This window comes from Gordonia sp. DT101 (assembly GCF_049844895.1).
Taxonomy (GTDB): Bacteria; Actinomycetota; Actinomycetes; order Mycobacteriales; family Mycobacteriaceae; genus Gordonia.
In genome coordinates this window covers 751,096-767,228 of sequence record NZ_JBNCLX010000001.1, presented here as the reverse complement: position 1 = coordinate 767,228, position 16,133 = coordinate 751,096, and the positions used below count along the sequence as shown (strand labels likewise).

At 66.8% G+C, this 16,133-nt stretch carries 16 protein-coding genes and 2 tRNA genes; 12 read left to right on the top strand and 6 right to left on the bottom strand.

From position 1 onward, the window contains the following. The first annotated feature begins 158 nt into the window (after positions 1 to 158). Positions 159 to 1,385: a multidrug effflux MFS transporter gene (locus tag ACLQ3I_RS03820; RefSeq protein ID WP_425792992.1), complete on the top strand. Its 1,227-nt coding sequence runs from the start codon at positions 159 to 161 to the stop codon at positions 1,383 to 1,385. On the opposite strand, the gene ACLQ3I_RS03815 is transcribed toward ACLQ3I_RS03820, so the two are convergent. Next, entirely contained in the window at positions 1,378 to 2,025 is a 648-nt protein-coding gene (locus ACLQ3I_RS03815; protein WP_425800144.1) for a DUF5701 family protein, read from the bottom strand. The genes ACLQ3I_RS03820 and ACLQ3I_RS03815 overlap by 8 nt on opposite strands. A gap of 56 nt (positions 2,026 to 2,081) precedes the next feature. Then, a complete protein-coding gene (locus ACLQ3I_RS03810) occupies positions 2,082 to 2,897 on the bottom strand; it encodes a class I SAM-dependent methyltransferase (protein WP_425800143.1) in 816 nt (271 codons plus the stop codon). A gap of 154 nt (positions 2,898 to 3,051) precedes the next feature. Between ACLQ3I_RS03810 and ACLQ3I_RS03805 the strand changes: the two genes are divergently transcribed. After that, complete coding sequence (locus ACLQ3I_RS03805; protein WP_425800142.1) at positions 3,052 to 3,726, top strand: winged helix-turn-helix transcriptional regulator; 675 nt, start codon at positions 3,052 to 3,054, stop codon at positions 3,724 to 3,726. Positions 3,727 to 3,749: 23 nt separating this feature from the next. On the opposite strand, the gene ACLQ3I_RS03800 is transcribed toward ACLQ3I_RS03805, so the two are convergent. Next, the gene (locus ACLQ3I_RS03800; RefSeq protein ID WP_425800141.1) at positions 3,750 to 4,772 is read right to left on the bottom strand and encodes a magnesium transporter CorA family protein; all 1,023 of its coding nucleotides are present in this window, start codon (positions 4,770 to 4,772) and stop codon (positions 3,750 to 3,752) included. Positions 4,773 to 4,814: 42 nt separating this feature from the next. Here ACLQ3I_RS03800 and ACLQ3I_RS03795 point away from each other — a divergent pair, with 42 nt between their 5' ends. Next, positions 4,815 to 5,933 (top strand): acyltransferase family protein, encoded by a 1,119-nt coding sequence (locus ACLQ3I_RS03795; protein WP_425792987.1) that lies wholly within the window; start codon positions 4,815 to 4,817, stop codon positions 5,931 to 5,933. Between the two features lie 54 nt (positions 5,934 to 5,987). Next, positions 5,988 to 7,229 carry a hypothetical protein gene (locus tag ACLQ3I_RS03790; RefSeq protein WP_425792986.1) on the top strand — a complete coding sequence of 414 codons (1,242 nt, stop codon included), beginning with the start codon at positions 5,988 to 5,990 and terminating at the stop codon, positions 7,227 to 7,229. A gap of 27 nt (positions 7,230 to 7,256) precedes the next feature. On the opposite strand, the gene ACLQ3I_RS03785 is transcribed toward ACLQ3I_RS03790, so the two are convergent. Beyond that, positions 7,257 to 7,736 (bottom strand): acyl-CoA thioesterase, encoded by a 480-nt coding sequence (locus ACLQ3I_RS03785; RefSeq protein ID WP_425792985.1) that lies wholly within the window; start codon positions 7,734 to 7,736, stop codon positions 7,257 to 7,259. A 247-nt stretch (positions 7,737 to 7,983) separates the two neighbouring features. Here ACLQ3I_RS03785 and ACLQ3I_RS03780 point away from each other — a divergent pair, with 247 nt between their 5' ends. Next, positions 7,984 to 8,925 carry an alpha/beta hydrolase gene (locus ACLQ3I_RS03780; RefSeq protein WP_425793462.1) on the top strand — a complete coding sequence of 314 codons (942 nt, stop codon included), beginning with the start codon at positions 7,984 to 7,986 and terminating at the stop codon, positions 8,923 to 8,925. 25 nt (positions 8,926 to 8,950) lie between these two features. Here the strand turns inward: ACLQ3I_RS03780 and hisC are convergent, their stop codons facing one another. After that, entirely contained in the window at positions 8,951 to 10,015 is a 1,065-nt protein-coding gene (gene hisC, locus ACLQ3I_RS03775; protein WP_425792984.1) for a histidinol-phosphate transaminase, read from the bottom strand. A gap of 109 nt (positions 10,016 to 10,124) precedes the next feature. Here hisC and ACLQ3I_RS03770 point away from each other — a divergent pair. Together ACLQ3I_RS03770 and ACLQ3I_RS03765 are read left to right on the top strand one after the other, a co-directional pair. After that, positions 10,125 to 10,213: transfer RNA gene (locus ACLQ3I_RS03770), tRNA-Ser, on the top strand. Between the two features lie 129 nt (positions 10,214 to 10,342). Then, positions 10,343 to 10,415: transfer RNA gene (locus tag ACLQ3I_RS03765), tRNA-Arg, on the top strand. A 39-nt stretch (positions 10,416 to 10,454) separates the two neighbouring features. Here the strand turns inward: ACLQ3I_RS03765 and ACLQ3I_RS03760 are convergent. Continuing rightward, positions 10,455 to 11,330, bottom strand: a complete 876-nt coding sequence (locus ACLQ3I_RS03760) for a bile acid:sodium symporter family protein (RefSeq protein WP_425792983.1) — start codon at positions 11,328 to 11,330, stop codon at positions 10,455 to 10,457. A 146-nt stretch (positions 11,331 to 11,476) separates the two neighbouring features. Here ACLQ3I_RS03760 and ACLQ3I_RS03755 point away from each other — a divergent pair, with 146 nt between their 5' ends. From ACLQ3I_RS03755 to ACLQ3I_RS03735, 5 genes are all read left to right on the top strand, one after another. Then, positions 11,477 to 11,899: an NUDIX hydrolase gene (locus ACLQ3I_RS03755; protein ID WP_425792982.1), complete on the top strand. Its 423-nt coding sequence runs from the start codon at positions 11,477 to 11,479 to the stop codon at positions 11,897 to 11,899. 101 nt (positions 11,900 to 12,000) lie between these two features. After that, positions 12,001 to 12,813: an aquaporin Z gene (gene aqpZ, locus ACLQ3I_RS03750; protein ID WP_425792981.1), complete on the top strand. Its 813-nt coding sequence runs from the start codon at positions 12,001 to 12,003 to the stop codon at positions 12,811 to 12,813. 72 nt (positions 12,814 to 12,885) lie between these two features. Then, positions 12,886 to 14,583 (top strand): cation:proton antiporter, encoded by a 1,698-nt coding sequence (locus tag ACLQ3I_RS03745; protein ID WP_425792980.1) that lies wholly within the window; start codon positions 12,886 to 12,888, stop codon positions 14,581 to 14,583. A gap of 110 nt (positions 14,584 to 14,693) precedes the next feature. Further along, positions 14,694 to 15,428 carry a hypothetical protein gene (locus tag ACLQ3I_RS03740; RefSeq protein WP_425800140.1) on the top strand — a complete coding sequence of 245 codons (735 nt, stop codon included), beginning with the start codon at positions 14,694 to 14,696 and terminating at the stop codon, positions 15,426 to 15,428. A gap of 80 nt (positions 15,429 to 15,508) precedes the next feature. Beyond that, a complete protein-coding gene (locus ACLQ3I_RS03735; RefSeq protein WP_425800139.1) occupies positions 15,509 to 16,132 on the top strand; it encodes a putative glycolipid-binding domain-containing protein in 624 nt (207 codons plus the stop codon). Position 16,133: the final 1 nt, after the last annotated feature.

The following is a 16,133-nucleotide window of genomic DNA, read 5'->3' as shown; positions in this document are numbered from 1 at the left end:
GCCGAGCTCATCCGGAAAGCATTAACCTCGACTCGACGAATCCACCTTCATTGGCAACGAAGGTGGATTCACCGATCCGAGGTATCTCGCCGGGCGGATGAGCGTGACTGCCGGGTACGCGTCACTCACGACCGATCGCCGACACTATCGTTTCCCGCGTGACCACGACCGCGACCACGACCCGCGACGGCCTGGGGCCGCGGCTGCTCCTGGCCTTGGCGCTGCTCTCGGCGACCGCGCCGATCGCGACGGATCTCTATCTCCCGTCCTTCCTGGAGGTCAAGGAATCGCTCCACACCGACGCCACGTCGGTGCAGCTGACACTCACGGCGTTCTTGGTGGGTGTCGCAGTCGGGCAGGTGTTGTGGGGCCCGGTCTCGGATCGCTACGGCAGACGTCGACCCCTGGTGATCGGCTCGGCGGCCGCGGTTCTCGCGGGCATCGTGGTGGTGGCGGCACCGACCATCGAGGTCCTCATCGCCGCCCGCTTCGTCCAGGCAGTGGCCGCGGCGGCGGGCATGGTCATCGCCCGCGCCATCATCGCCGACCTCCTGGTCGGATTCGCCGGCGCCCGATCGATGACGCTGATGATGACCATCCAGAGCCTCGCCCCGGTCATCGCACCCGTCATCGGTGGTGTCCTGGCCGGACACGTCTCGTGGCGCGGCGTGCTGGCGGTGATCCTCGCGGCCACCGTCGTGCAGCTCATCATGGCGGTGACGTCGGTGCCGGAGACACTCGCCGCGAAGGACCGCGCGCCACGCCTCGGCTACCGTGACCTGCTCGGGCGGTTCCGACGGCCGGCATTTCTCGCCTACGTCTTCACCCAGGCCTTCGCCTTCGGCTCGCTCATGGCCTACATCTCGAGCTCGTCGTTCGTCTATCAGCGCGTGCTGGGCACATCGTCGGTGGTCTACGGACTGTGTTTCGCGGTGAACGCCCTGGGGATGACGATCGCGGGTCTGGTGGCCGCCCGCCTGTCCCGCAGACGCGTGCATCCGGCTCACACGATCCGGATCGCGGTGCCGGTGCTCTTCGTCGCGTCGGTGTGCGTGCTCGGTGCGGCATTGTCACCGGTTCCGGTCCTGCTCGTCGTGCCGCTTTTCGTGGCAGTGACCTCCGTCGGCTTCGTCATGGGCAACAGTGCGGCGCTCGCGATGGAACACACCCGCGACGCAGCAGGCGCCGGCAGTGCCGTGTTGGGCGGTCTGATGTTCCTCGTCGGCGGCGTGGTCTCGCCCCTCGGTGGTCTCGCCGGCGACGACACCGCCGTCCCGATGGCCTGCGTGATGGTCTGCTCCGCGGTGGTGGCGCTGATCTGCTTCGTCGCTGCCCGACGCCACGCGGCCCGTCATCCGGAGGGCGAGGCGGCCTTCGTCAGCTGATGGACCGACGGTCCACTGCCGAGGCGAACCCGAGCCACATGTGGCGGTTACCCGCCCAGCACCAGCCGACCTTCGGCGCGCCCTTGCGCTCGCGCCCGTCTCTGCCGGTGCCCCCGGAGATCCAGATCGCCGGGGTGCGGGCGTCGAGGCGACCGTTCGGCTTCCGCAGGCGCGAGCCGATGGTCATGAAGCACCGATTCGGCTGGAGCTGTCCGGGTTGCTGAAGGAGCCAGGCGATGCCTTCTCCGATCGTCAGCGGGGTGCGGGTAGCACCGGTGATCGACGGGAGTGCCTCGTCGGGACTCCAGTTCGCCATCGCGTCGCCGCGATCGATGTCCGAGAGCAGGTAGAACGGCCCGGCCGGGAGGTCGACGCCCGTGATCGGTGTGAAGTCGTCGAGGTCGGTCATGTCGACGACGACGAACCCGGATTTGCCTGCCCGGGTGAGCAGCGGTGCGGCCGCCGATGGTGCGAGGAGTTCCGGGTGTGGGACGAGGAGCGCGTTCCCCGTGTCTGCTGCGGCCGCTGCGGCGTCGACGATCGCTGCGTCGTCGATGCCGGCGAGCCGCGCGACGCCGAGGTCGACGAGGCGACGGGCCTGTGTCGGGAGGTCGGGCAGGTGAACGATCGTCGAATCCACCTGCCCGATCATAACCTCTATTCGGGAATTGTTGTCCCTCAGTGCAATTCGATCGACTAGCTGGTGACGGTGGCCGTGACCAGCAGGTATTCCCACTCCATCTGCCCCTTGTCGATGTGGTCGTCGGCGAGTGCCGCCATCTCTGCATCCAGCTCCGCAACCCGTGTCGGATCGTCGCCGATCGCCTTGTAGGTCGCGATCGCCGGACCGTATGTCGCCTTGAAGAAGTCCCGGAACGCCGCACCGTCGGCGAATCGACTGACCGGGAGTGACTCGGTGGTGGCAGTGATGTCGTGGACGCGATCGTCGAGCAGGGTGCGCACATGGTCGGGATCTCCCCAGAGCACGCCGGGGCTCGCGCCCGGTGGGGGCGGCGGTGCGTAGGGCTTCATGACGGAGAACAACTGGCCGATGAAGCCGGTGGGTGTCCAGTTGATCAGGCCGATCCGGCCGCCGGGACGGCAGACCCGGATCAGTTCGTCAGCGCAGCGCTGATGGTGGGGTGCGAACATCACGCCGACGCACGACACGGCGACGTCGAAGGAGCTCTGGTCGAACGGCAGATCCTCGGCATCGGCGGTGCGCCAGATGATTCCGAGGTCGGGCTCCCGGAATTCGCCGATTTCCAGCAGTTCCGGGGTGAGGTCGGTGGCAACGACGTGCGCCCCGATCCGCGCGGCCGGGATGGCCACGTTGCCTGCGCCCGCGGCGATGTCGACCACGCGATCGCCGGGGCCGATGGCGGCGGCGTCGGCGAGGCGCGGGCCGAGTGGCGTGATCACATCGGCAACGGCCGGGTAGTCACCGGACGCCCATAGTGCGCGGTGCTTCGCCTTCAGTGCCTGGTCGGTGGTGATGTTCTCGATGGACATCGTGTCTCCTCGGTCGGTTCGAATGACGTAGTCAGCATCTCGCCGCGCCGGCTGTCGATCCAGACCAGGAAATGAACCGGCGGCGGTACTGAATCTGTACTGGTCATCGTCGCGGTGCGGGTGTGTACTTGAGGCACCGAGGGAAGGGGTCCCGATGACCTCCTATGGACAATTCTGCCCGGTCGCCAAGGCGATGGAACTGCTCGATGAGCGCTGGACGATTCTCGTCGTGCGTGAACTCCTCTTGGGCAGTAGGCATTTCAACGAACTGCGGCGCGGCGTACCCAAGATGTCACCTGCTTTGCTCACCAAGCGTCTGCGCGGTCTCGAACGTGCGGGAGTGGTGCGACGATCCGAAGTCGGTGGTCGGTCGGTATACACATTGACCGACAAAGGCGAGGAACTCACCGAAGTGGTGACCGCACTGAGCGCCTGGGGTACGCGCTGGATCGGGGAGCTCGGCGACGTCGACCTGGACCCGCATCTGTTGATGTGGGACATCCACCGCACCGTGCCCATCGGCCGCTGGCCCCGACGGCGAACCATGGTGGAGTTCAACTTTCGCGACGTCATCGGCAAAGCGGGCTCGTGGTGGCTGGTGGTCAGCGACGGCGAGGCCCAGGTCTGCGATTTCAACCCCGGCTACGACGTCGACGCCACCGTCGTCACCGATCTGCGCACCCTCACCGAGGTGTGGCGCGGTGACATCGACTGGCGAACCGGCCTGCGCGACGATCGGATAACGGTTCTGGCGCCGTCGGACGTGCGGCGCGACGTGCCGGAGTGGATCGGTCAGAGCATGGCGTCGGCGATCCCGCGTCCCGCCTGATATCCGCTCGGAGTGGTTGCGACTCAGAGATAGTCGCGCCGGCGGAAGCTGAAGTAGAGCCCTACCACGATCGCCACGATCAGCACGGTGCTGGTGATGAATCCGATGGTGTGGTCGTAACCGGGGTACGGCACGTTCTGACCGTAGAACCCGGTGATCGCGGTCGGTACGGCGATGATCGCGGCCCACGCGGTCAGCTTCTTCATCACCGTGTTGAGCCGGGCGTCGGCCAGTGACAGGTTGGTTTCGAAGATCGTGGTGACCATGTCGCGCAACGACTCCGTCCACTCTGCTGCGCGCAGCGCGTGGTCGTAGAGGTCGGAGAAGTGTGGATCGAGCTCGGGAGGCGCCTTGTTCTCGAATCGCCTGCGCTGGATACCTCCGATGACCTCCCGCATCGGCAGGACCACCCGCCGCAGCAGCACCAGATCCTTACGGAGATCGTAGGTCTGGCGCTGGAGTGCGCGGCCCGCGACCCGCTCGTCGAAGAGCAGTCCCTCGAGGTCTTCCATCGCGTCGTCGAGTTGCTGGACCGCATCGAAATGACCGTCGACGACGACGTCGAGAAGTCCGTGCAGCAACGCCCCGATCCCGTATTGCTCGCCGCCGATGTCGTCCCAGCGTTGCACCACCGTGTCGATGTCGAAGTCGGCGGTGCGTCGAACGGTGATCAGTGCATTCCCTTTGACGAACACCGAGATCCGATGGAGATCAAATGCTTTGGCCTGTTCGGCCGGTGACTTCTGGGCTTCGGGCCGCTGGTCGGTGTCCGCACCCTTCAGTACGACGGCATAGACCATGAGGAAGGTGTGGTGGGCGTACGCGACGGTCTTGACCCGTTCCGCTGAGGCGGTGGTGTCCTCGATCGCGAAGGGATCGAGGTCGAGTTCATCGGCGAGGGTCGCCATCGTCTCGCTCGTGGGGCATTCCAGGTCGGCCCAGACGAGTAGATCGGAATCGGCGAGACAGTCGGAGACCCTGCTCAGCTCGAATCCGTCGACCTTCTCGCCGTCGCGCCAGATCTGTCCGCGGATTCGTTCCGACATGGCCTGCATTCTGCCACCGGGGTGGGATGGCAGGATCGCAGCATGGCCGCGCGGATCCCATCTCTCACCGGAATCCGGGCACTGGCGGCGCTTTCGGTCTGCCTCACCCACGCCGCGTTCTGGACCGGCCACTACACCGATGACTTCCTCGGCCGACTCACCTCCCGCTTCGAGGTGGGCGTCGCCATCTTCTTCGTGCTGTCCGGATACCTGCTGTTCGCGCCGTGGGTGGCCGCGCTCATCGAGGGGCGTGGCGCACCGTCGGCCGGACGCTACTTCTGGCACCGGGCGCGACGCGTCCTGCCGGCCTACTGGATCACGGTCGTGGTGGTGTATGCCCTCTACCTCGTCTACGAACCCGCCGATGCGTCGCCGACCGGCACCGGTTGGTCCGGCTTCCTGCGCAACATGACCCTCACCCAGGTGTACGGATTCGGCCATCTGCACTCGGGGCTGACCCAGATGTGGAGTCTGGCCGCGGAGGTGGTCTTCTACCTGGTGCTGCCGCCGATCGCGTGGATCCTCGTGTCGGTGGTCTGTCGTCGACGATGGCGCCCGGATCTGCTGATCGTCGGGTTGCTGGCACTGCTGCTGGTGTCGCCCATCTGGTCGGTGGTGGTCGCGGGCAGTGCCGGGGTCGATGCGACCGCGCGACTGTGGGCACCGGCGTTCTTCGGCTGGTTCGTCGCGGGGATGCTCCTCGCGGTGTGCGTGCACCTGATCCGGCGCTGGGATGCGACGGTGTCGGTGGCCATCGCGGTGGGAGCGTTCCTGCTGTCGGCGACCTCGATCGCCGGTGAACCCACCATCACCCCGACCACGGCGTCGGCGACGATCGTCAAGCACGTGCTCTACCTGGTGATCGCCGTCGGCCTGATCGGTCCGCTGACCGTTCGCGATCAGTCCGACTGGTGGGCTCGCGTGTGTGGGAGCCGTCCGATGGTGTGGCTCGGCGAGATCTCGTACGAGTTCTTCCTCGTGCATGTCCTCGTGCTGGAGATCGTCATGGACGTGCTCGGGTTCGGGGTGTTCAGCGGGTCGATGCCGATAGCGTTCCTCGCCGCGACGGCGGTCAGCATTCCGGTCGCCTGGCTGCTGCACCGACTCACCGCGCCGTTGTGGCGTGCCCGTACGCCCGGGCTGTCGCACAGTCGCGGGTAGCATCGACGGTGACGTCCGGACGGTGACCGGACGGGGAAATCGAGGGACATCCGCATGGTCGACAACCGGCGTCGTGGTCTCCCGGCCACGGGCACGACGAGTGACGAGATCCGGTCGTGGTGCGACCAGTCGCGCCTGCCCGGTGATCGCCCCGAACTGTCCGACACCGCAGCGATTCTCATCGCTGCCGGGTTCTTGACACCATCCGGCCGGGCCATCCTGGTGCGGCGCATCTCCACAGGCCTGCCGGTGCCCGTGCTCCACAGCGGGTTCGGCGACCTCCGGCGGTTGGGCCGCGCGATCGCGCAGAGTGAGCATCAGCTGGCCAACCCGATGATGCCGAGCGTGGTGGCAGCGGTGATGCGCAATCGCGTGAACGGTCTGCATCGCCGGCGCGACGACGCTCGGAAACTGATCGTGACGGCCAAGGGAGTGTTCGCCGGCGGCACCCGGGCCATCCGGCGCGAGCGCCGCGAGAACGTGTACCTCGAGATCGAGGAGCGCGAACGGCTGTTCGCCGGGCTGATGTGCACCCCGACCCCCGACGCGAACACATCGGGCTACATGCGCCGGGCCGGTACTGCAGCCATGGATCGCCTCGCGGGCGTTGTGGGCCAGGTCGCCGCGAAGTCGGGTTATCCGCAGGCCGGCGAGTGGGCCAACCAGATCCTGGTGCCCGATCAGGAGGGTGCCTCGACGGCACCGCTCGGTACCCCGGGGTCGGTGACCTTTGTCGACGGTTACGAGACGCTGTTGTTCGTCGCGGGTCATTTCTACGACCGGATCGTGCGAAACCCTGCCTGGTTGTCCGACCATTTCGAGATCCAGCGCACGCAGGTGAATCTCCATGCCGAGCTGGCCGAGATCGCCGCCGACGTGATCGCGCTGCGCGCCGTGCGGATCGACCTCGATCGCGCCAAGCGCAACGGCGGGTTCGATCGGTCGTTCGCCGAGCACATCGACCGCCGGGAGGCCGCGCTGCGTCCCGTGTGGACCGAACTGATCGACCGGGCGCAGGCCCTCGGCGAGGTGGCCGCCGTCGTGGAATCGGCCGCGGTGGAACTGCGGGTGCTCGCCGAATACGACCGCGCCAGCACGATCGACGACCGGATCGACGATCTCATCGCGCGCTCGGGTGACCGGGAGATCTCGGTGGACAACGCCAAGCGACTCACCGAACAGGTTCGCAGCGGCGAGGAGCAACTGCGGATCTATCGGGATGTGTTGCAGGGCAATATCGCCCGGATCTCACCGGCGGTACCGCGGGAACTCCCGGCCCGCTACGAGCCGTCCTGATCTCCGCCCGCGCCCGGTGTCGGCGACTCACCGCGACCAGGACCGCAGATACTCCTTCTCCGTCGGTGTGAGTCGGCGCAGAGTGTGCGCCTCGACGTCGACAACAGCCATCTGTGTACTCGCCACGCAGGCCGCCTTCACCGACGGTTCGTCACGGGAGGCGCGGATCTCGTAGCCGATGGTGAAGTCGACCGACCGCGACCCCTTGATCCACATGCCGATCCGTAGCGGCGAGTCGTCGTGCCGCAGCTGACGCTGATACCGGATCTCGACGTGCACGATCATCGCACTCTTGATCAGCGGGACGTATTGTTCGCCGGCGGAGAGCAGCCATTCGATGCGCGCCTCCTCCATGAGGGTCACCATGCGCGCATGGTTGATGTGACCGAACGCGTCCATGTCCGACCAGCGAACGCCCACCTCGGCCACGAATGCGAAGCCACCCGGGCCGAGTCCTGCACCGGTCTCGGCAGCGGTGCCATCGGGATCGTCGGGGGCCGGAGTCATCGCATCCGCCTTTCGGGAGGTCGTCGAACAGTGGTCGTATCCGCACCGAACCCGATCTTGGGGTTACGCGAGACGGTTACTCATCAGTACTCTGTCAGGAGGAGGATGCGGTGCCAGGGGGAAACCGCACTATCGATGTTTGCGATGCCCGCGACGATGACGTCGGCGGGTGGATGCAGCCGTGGTGTGTGCAGTGAGGGAGAAAATGCGGAAGTCGAGCCGTTGGGCGGTGGTGGTCGCCTCATTGATGGTCGCTGTGGTCGGTACGTCGGGGGTGGCGCACGCCGACGACCTCAAGGCGGCCCAGATCTCGAAGTCGGCGAAGCTGAGCCCGGAGCGGACCGACATCTGGGTGAAGTCACCGGCCATGGGCGGCAAGGTCAAGGTGTCCGTGCTGACCCCTCGTTACAGCAGCGGTCCGCGCTCGACCGTCTACCTGCTCGACGGGGCAGACGCCGGTGAAGACGTCAGCGACTGGATCACCAAGGGCCGGGCGGGCAAGTTCTTCGCCGACAAGAACGTCAACGTGGTCCTGCCCACCGGCGGTGCCGGCAGCTTCTACACCAACTGGGTGCACCGCGACGCCAAGCTCGGCAAGCCCCAGTGGGAGACCTTCCTCGCCAAGGAACTGCCGCCGCTGATCGACGCCAAGTTCGACGGCACCGGCCGCAACGCCGTCATCGGGCTCTCGATGGGCGGCCAGTCGGCCTTCACGCTGGCGTTCCGGCATCCGAGTCTCTACTCGGGAATCGCCTCGCTGAGCGGATGCCCGCCGGTGTCCGGCCCGGTGAACGAGAGCTATGTGCGCACCACCGTCGCGAAGTCCGGCGGTGATGCCACCAACATGTGGGGTCCGTTCGGCTCCGCCAATTGGGACTCGCACGATCCCAGCAGGCACCTCGACAAGCTACGCGGCAAGAACATCTTCATCTCCGCGGGCTCCGGCGCGGTCGGCCCACTCGACCTCACCGCGCCCTATGACCCCAAGGACGGCCCACGGTCGGCCGTCACCGCGGCCGGCTCGGCCCTGGAGCTCGGTGCGTGGCGTTGCTCGCTCGAGTTCGCCGCGACCCTGCGGGCACACAACGTCCCGTTCACCGACGGATTCCGGGTCATCGGTACCCACAACTGGGTCTACTGGGAGCGGGATCTGCCGGTCGCCTGGCCGACCATCTCGCGGGGCCTCTAGCCGGGCGGGTTCATCTGCCGGTGGGTCAGGCTTTCTGGCTCCACTGTTCGGCGAAGCGCAGGAAGGTGTCGTCCTCGGCGGGGTTGGTGACCGTGACCCGGACGCCGTCCCCGGCGAACGGCCGCACCACCACTCCGGCGTCGACGGCTGCCCCGGCGAAATCCATCGTTTCGTCGCCGAGTTCGAGCCAGACGAAGTTGGCCTGCGAATCGGGCACGCGATATCCCAGTTCGCGGAGTCGGCCGGTCACCCGGGTGCGTTCGGCCACCACGGCCTCGGTGCGTGCCAGCAGTTCGTCCCCGGCCTCGAGGCACGCCGACGCGGCATGCTGGGCGAGGCTGTTCACCGAGAACGTGACGTGCACCTTCCGTAAGGCGGTGATCACCTCGGGATCGCCGATCGCGTAGCCGACCCGGAGGCCGGCCAGCCCGTAGGCCTTGGAGAAGGTCCGCAGGACCACCAGGTTGCGGAACTCGCGGCAGAGTTCCACCGCGTCGTAGGCCTCGGTGGGGCCGAGCCGCAGGTATTCGAAATACGCCTCGTCGAGCGCGACGATGATGTCGGATGGCACCGCGTGCAGGAACTCCCGTAACGCGTCCGCCTCGACGACGGTGCCGGTCGGATTGTTCGGGTTGCAGACAAAGATCAGTCGCGTGCGGTCGGTGATCGCCGCGACCATCGCGGGCAGATCATGGACGAGATCAGGTGTCAGCGGCACTTGGACCGGCGTCGCGCCGGTCACCCGCGTCGCGAGCGGGTAGGACTCGAACGAACGCCACGCGAACAGCACCTCGTCACCGGGGCCGCTGGTGATCGTGATCAGGTTCTGGCAGAGGGCCACCGAGCCACAGCCCACCTGTACCTGATCCTCGGTCACCCCGAGCTTCTTCGCCAGGTTGGCGGTCAGCTCGACCATGCCGTTGTCGGGATAACGGTTCGCGGACCCGGCAGCCGTGATGATCGCGTCGAGGACGCTGGGCAGCGGTCCCTCGGTGACCTCGTTGCTCGCCAGCTTCACGGCGCCGGGAAAGGTCTTGCCGGGCACGTAGGCGGGCAGATCGTCGAGGTCTGGACGGATGCGCAGGGTCACCCGTCAAATGTAGGTGCACCGCACGTGAACGGCCAAAATGGTCGCGGTTTGCTTCCCGCTGCGCGGAGTGTGTAATCTTTCGCTTCGGCAGTTCGAAAGGACTCCGCGAGGAGGCGTGCCAGAGCGGCCGAATGGGACTCACTGCTAATGAGTTGTCTCGCTAACACGGGACCGGAGGTTCAAATCCTCTCGCCTCCGCCGAACCGCAGTCGCGCCGACTGTGGAAACGCTCTGCTGTCTCCGACAGTGGGGGAACGGCTCTGCTGTCTCCGACAGCGGGGGAACGGCTCTGCTGTCTCCGACAGCGGGGAAACAACTGAAGACCACGCGCCCGTAGCTCAACGGATAGAGCATCTGACTACGGATCAGAAGGTTTGGGGTTCGAATCCCTACGGGCGCACAGAGTGAGAACCCCGGCTCCGGCCGGGGTTCTCGCGTTTCAGGGGGCCTCGACCGTCGTCTGCATCCGCCCGATCCTCGTGACCACCACGCCGAAGATGATCGCGAGGGGGAACATCACGATCCCGTAGACGGCCGGGGCCACCGACATCTCGGAGCTGTCGAGCACGGTGAGCGTGACGGCGAGCGCGAGGGTCGCGTTGTGCAATCCGATCTCGAACCCGCCTGCGATGCACTGCGCGGCGGACATGCCCGCAAGTCGGGGGATCACGTATCCGATGGTGAGCGACAGGGCGCAGAAGATCGCGGTCACCGCGCCCGCCTCGGCGGCATACTCCAACGCCCGATCCTCACCGAGCAGCGCGCCGAGGACCACCACCACGATCAGGATCACCGAGGCGATCCGTACCGGCCGGTCGGCGCGGTCGGCGAAGGTGGTGGCACGGGCGCGGACGAGCATGCCCAGCGCCACCGGGATCAGCACCAGGGCGAAGATCTGCAGCATCTTGGTCGGCTGCACACCGATGTTGTCGGCGGAATCCAGGAACCACGCTGCGGAGAGATTGACCACGATCGGCAACGTGACGAGCGCGAGGATCGAGTTCAGGGCGGTGAGGGTGATGTTGAGGGCGACGTCCCCGTGGAACAGGTGACTGTAGAGGTTCGCGACGGTGCCACCCGGTGCGGCGGCGAGGGTCATCAACCCCATGGCGAGCAGCGGTTGCAGACCGAAGGCGGTCGCGAGCCCGAAGCCGATCAGCGGGAGCAGCACGACCTGGCAGCCGAGGATGATCACGACCACCCGGGGATTCTTCGCGACGCCCCGGAAGTCGGCGACCGAGAGCGACAGGCCCAGCCCGAACATGATGACGGCCAGGGCGATCGGCAGCCCGACTGTCGCGAACGACGATTCCATCCCGGCCCCCTCGCGTACGCCGATGCGCGCTGTTCCGTGCCCGGTCGCCCCGTGTGCGACTCTGCCATACCGATTGTCGGAAATGGGTGTTCCCGATAGAACCGCATGCTGCCCGGCTCGGGGCACGGCGCAGTAACATCTCCGGGGTGCCGGGCCCGTCGACCATCGTCGTGAGTGGTGTCGTCGTCCGTGATGGCGGCGGCCTTTTGCTCACCGTGCGCAAACGCGGGACGCGGCGGTTCATGCTGCCCGGAGGTAAGCCCGAACGCGGTGAATCGGCGGTTGCGGCGGCAGTTCGGGAATGTGCCGAGGAGATCGGACTCGGAGTGGACACGTCCCGATTGCGTGAATGGGGACGGTTTCGGTCGGCAGCTGCCAATGAGGCCGGATGGGACGTGGTCGCAACGATTTTCGAGGCCGATGTGATCGATCAGGAAATCATCCCGACGGCCGAGATCGACGAGATCCGGTGGCTGGACGTCGATGCCGAAATGATGCCCGACGATCTCGCGCCATTGCTTGTCGACCATGTCATTCCGGAACTGCGGAGGGCCGGTCACGATTCTTGACCGGATATCACAGTTTTCGCAGCATTCACCGAAATTCGCCTCCTTTCGGTTACCGTGTGCACGCGGGGGGACCTATGCGCGGACCTAGTGAAAGGATCAGCATGACCTCTCCATCGCCTGCGGCGAAACTCGCAGCGGAGTTCTTCGGTACCTTCTGGCTGGTGTTCGGTGGTTGTGGTAGCGCGATATACGCCGCAAAGCAGATAGCGCAATCCGACGACGGACAGAGCACTTATCAGGTCGGCATCGGATTCCTCGGTGTCGCACTCGCATTCGGCCTCACTGTGGTGACCATGGCATATGCGGTCGGGCACATCTCGGGTGCGCATTTCAATCCGGCGATCACGCTCGGCGCGGCCGTGGGTGGGCGTCTCCCCTGGAGGGAATTGCCCGGATACTGGATTTCCCAGGTCCTCGGCGGTCTCCTCGCGGGGCTGATTCTCTTCGTGATCGCCAAAGGCCAACCCGGTTTCGACGCCACCGGCAACATGGCTGCCAACGGATATGGCGAGCATTCGCCGAGTAATTACAATCTGACCTCGGTCATCATCGCGGAGATCCTGCTCACGGCCTTCTTCCTCATCGTGGTGCTCGGTGCCACCGACGGCCGTGCGCCCAAGGGTTTCGGACCGCTGGCAATCGGCCTGAGTCTCACGCTGATCCACCTCATCTCCATCCCGATCAGCAACACCTCGGTGAACCCGGCCCGCTCGACGGGCGTCGCCTTCTTCAACGGCAACGGGGCCCCCGGGCAGTTGTGGGTGTTCTGGGTCGCGCCACTGGTAGGCGGCATCATCGGCGGTCTGATCTATCCGTTGCTGTTCGAGAACGGGAAGTTCGCGTTCGGTAACCGCGCGGCCGCCACCGACGGCACCGACGTCGACCGCACCGACGTCGACCGCACTACGGCGTAGCGAACGGGTGGGGCGGCCCGTCCGCGTCGCCCCACCCGACCAAATAGTCCGTGGCCTGGGAGAATCCCGGCCATGGAACTGCTCATCCTGGTCCTCGTCGGCGCGATCATCGTCACCGCGATCGCCGATCGCCGGGGGATGCAGCCGGCCCTGATCATCATCGTGATCGCGCTGGCGGTCTCGTTCATCCCGGGAATGCCACGTGTCGAACTCGATTCGCACATCCTGCTGACGGTGGTGTTGCCGCCGCTGCTGTACTCGGCGGCGCTGGGTTTCTCGTTCCCGAGTTTCCTGCGCAACCTGAAGCCCATCCTGGGGCTCGGCGTCGCGATGGTCGTCATCACGGCGCTGGCGGTCGGGTGGGTGGCCTCGCTGGTCATCCCCGAGTTCACCTTCATGCTGGCACTGCTGCTGGGCGCGATCGTCGCGCCACCGGACGCGGTGACCGCCGTGGCCATCGGCCGCAAGCTGGGCCTGCCGAAGCGCCTGATGACCATCCTGACCGGGGAGAGCCTCGTCAACGACGCCGCTGCGCTGTCGCTGTTCGCGATCGCCATCTCGCAGATCGCCGACACCCACTCGTTCATCGAGAATCCGCTGGTGCTGTTCGGTTACAACGCGGTGCTCGGCCCGATCGTCGGGGCCGTTCTCGGCATGCTGACGCTGTGGATCCGTCGGCACCTGCAGAATCCGGCGCTGGAGACGGTGCAGGGCTTCGTGGTGCCGTTCGCCGCTTTCCTGGCGGCCGAGCACCTGCACGCCTCGGGCGTGCTGGCCGTCGTGATCGCCGGTTTCGTGGTGGGTTCCGGTTCGGTGCACGCGGGCTATCAGACCCGGTTGCAGGAGCGATACGTCTGGAACTCGGTCGACGTGTTGCTCGAGGCTTTCGTGTTCGCCTACATCGGGCTCCAGATGAGATTCATCATCACCGACCTCCGCGACGCGCGGGAGTCGTTGGTGCACATCGCGATGGCGTCGCTGTTGGTGCTGGTGGTGGTGTTGGCGATCCGACCCATCTGCGTGTTCGCGATGTTCGGCCGAGGTGCGCTGAGCCGCCGGATCGACAGTGCCGTCAACATCGAGGTGCCCGCCAACCCGCGCCGCTCGGTCCGGCGCGCCCGTGATCCGGCCCGACCGCCCGGGCGTCGTCGACGATGGTCCGAGCGGATCGATCACCGTCCGCTGACCTGGCAGGAATCGACCGTCGTCGCGTGGACCGGCATGCGTGGCGTGGTCACCTTGGCGGCCGCCTCGGGCATCCCGGTCACCATGGCCTCGGGTGCGCCGTTCCCGGAGCGGTCGGCGATCCAGGCGATCGCCTTCGTCGTCGCGGTCGGGACCATCCTCATTCAGGGGGCGACGCTGCCGTGGATGATCGCGCGACTACATCTTCGCAACGAGGACGAGGAACGCTACGACCACGACCAGACCGCGCGGACGGAGGAGGTGGTGCACTCCGCCGCCGATCAGGTCATCATGGATTTCGTCGACAGCCCGCCCAGCGGACTCGATGCGGCGACCGTCGCCTTCATCATGGAGACGGTCTCCCGTCAGGCCCGCGACGCCGAGGAGATGCCCGACCCGGAAGCGCACACCGCCCGCAACGACGCCTTCGCCACGCTCTATCGCTCGGTGCTGAACGCGCAGCGGGAGGCCCTGGTCGCCGACCGGGACGCCGGCAATCTCGAGGACGAAGCGGTCCGCGCGATGCTGGAACGCCTCGACCTGCAGGAAGCCGGCCTGTCGGCGCGTCTGGAGAGCCGCCTCTAGATCTCCCGGCAGACGCCGCCACGCGGTCGTCGTACTGTCGGAGGTGCGGGTGTGCGCACCCGCTTCCGGCGAGAGCCGGAGTGGGCGACGCGACGGAACTGGAGGCGAGGATGGGACAACCCAGCGGGCCGCCACCGCGTGCGGGTGACCGTCCGCCGCCGGACGATCTCTACCGGATCCCGCTCTACCCCCACCTCTACCCGCCGCTCGGTTACACGCCGGACGGCCGGCCGATCTTCGTGCCCGGGGAGCAGGACCGGCCGCCGGCGCCCGAGGGCATGCCGGGCGCCCCCGACTCCGGTCTGCCGACCACCGATGACGCCCCGAGACCCGCTGCGAGCGCCCGGTCGTCGGATCGCCGTCTCGTCGGTGTGCTGGCGATCGTGGCGGTGGCGGCGCTCGGGCTCTTGGCCATGACAGTGGGCCGCGCGGCGCTGCGCGATGATCCGCAACCCGCGGCGGACCGCCAACTCCCCGTGGTCATCACCCAACTCCCCACCCAGATGCCCACGCAGATGCCCACCGCCCCACCCGGCGGCGACCCCGATGAGGTGCCGGGAGGCCCGAACTCGCCGGCGTCGCCGGTCGGCAAGGAGATCGTCTACGAGGTGACCGCCTCGAGCCCGACCACCATCCTCTACGTCGACGCCGAAGGGCTGCGCACCAGGATCGGCGCGCCCACCACCTGGACGGTCAGCTTCACCGGTACGGCCAATCCATTGCGGGTTCTGGTCCTCGCCGGGGACGGCGACGCGCAGTGCCTGATCAAGGTCGACGGCCGGCCGGTGGCCGCCGATCGCATCACCGCGCAGTCGCCGCGACGAACCGTTTCCTGTCGTGCCTGAGTGACCGTCGTCACCGGTCGACGTCCTGCATCGTGCGCATCGACTGTGTGCCGAGGCACTCTGGTCGCTACCGTAGATCTGTGAGTTCTTCCCAGACAGCCTCAGACGGCACGACCCCACGGGACGGCATCACGCCGTCGGCCGATCTCAAGACGATGATCACGTGGCGCGGCGAGTCCTCTGACCGGCTCGAACAGGTTCGCCTGCACGTGACCGGCGCGCGCATCAAGGCATATGGCCGGATCATCGCGGCCGCCTCGGACAAGCATGAGGCGTTCTCGGCGTCGTACGAACTCGTCACCAACGACAGCGGCGTGACCAGGCGTCTGTCGGTTCACCTGCTGCGTGCGAGTGGCGAAACACAACTGGGCATCACCCGTGACGGACAGAACAACTGGCTCGTGCAGACGCCCGAGGGCACCATCAGCAGCGACTTCAACGGCGCCGAGGATGTCGACCTCGCGTTGTCGCCGATGTTCAACGCCCTGCCGATCCGTCGGCACGGCTTGCAGAACGGCTCCGGCGAGATCGAGGTGCCGGTGGCCTACCTCTATCTCCCGGCCGGCACGGTCGAGCCCGCGACGCTGCATTACACGGCGAGCGAGGACTCGATCGCGGTGGTCTCGCCCGTCGTCACCTCGACGTTGACCGTCGACGGCAACGGATTCGTGGTGGACTACGCCGGGCTGGCCACCCGGGTCTGAA

Excerpts from the sequence above, each read along its gene's own strand:
- ACLQ3I_RS03795 (WP_425792987.1), top strand. The coding sequence starts at position 4,815 with ATGGCCGCGCGGATCCCATCTCTCACCGGAATCCGGGCACTGGCGGCG.
- ACLQ3I_RS03780 (WP_425793462.1), top strand. The coding sequence starts at position 7,984 with ATGGTCGCTGTGGTCGGTACGTCGGGGGTGGCGCACGCCGACGACCTC.
- ACLQ3I_RS03760 (WP_425792983.1), bottom strand. The coding sequence starts at position 11,330 with ATGGAATCGTCGTTCGCGACAGTCGGGCTGCCGATCGCCCTGGCCGTC.
- aqpZ (WP_425792981.1), top strand. The coding sequence starts at position 12,001 with ATGACCTCTCCATCGCCTGCGGCGAAACTCGCAGCGGAGTTCTTCGGT.
- ACLQ3I_RS03800 (WP_425800141.1), bottom strand. The coding sequence starts at position 4,772 with ATGTCGGAACGAATCCGCGGACAGATCTGGCGCGACGGCGAGAAGGTC.
- ACLQ3I_RS03790 (WP_425792986.1), top strand. The coding sequence starts at position 5,988 with ATGGTCGACAACCGGCGTCGTGGTCTCCCGGCCACGGGCACGACGAGT.
- ACLQ3I_RS03810 (WP_425800143.1), bottom strand. The coding sequence starts at position 2,897 with ATGTCCATCGAGAACATCACCACCGACCAGGCACTGAAGGCGAAGCAC.
- ACLQ3I_RS03740 (WP_425800140.1), top strand. The coding sequence starts at position 14,694 with ATGGGACAACCCAGCGGGCCGCCACCGCGTGCGGGTGACCGTCCGCCG.
- ACLQ3I_RS03745 (WP_425792980.1), top strand. The coding sequence starts at position 12,886 with ATGGAACTGCTCATCCTGGTCCTCGTCGGCGCGATCATCGTCACCGCG.
- ACLQ3I_RS03805 (WP_425800142.1), top strand. The coding sequence starts at position 3,052 with ATGACCTCCTATGGACAATTCTGCCCGGTCGCCAAGGCGATGGAACTG.
- ACLQ3I_RS03785 (WP_425792985.1), bottom strand. The coding sequence starts at position 7,736 with ATGACTCCGGCCCCCGACGATCCCGATGGCACCGCTGCCGAGACCGGT.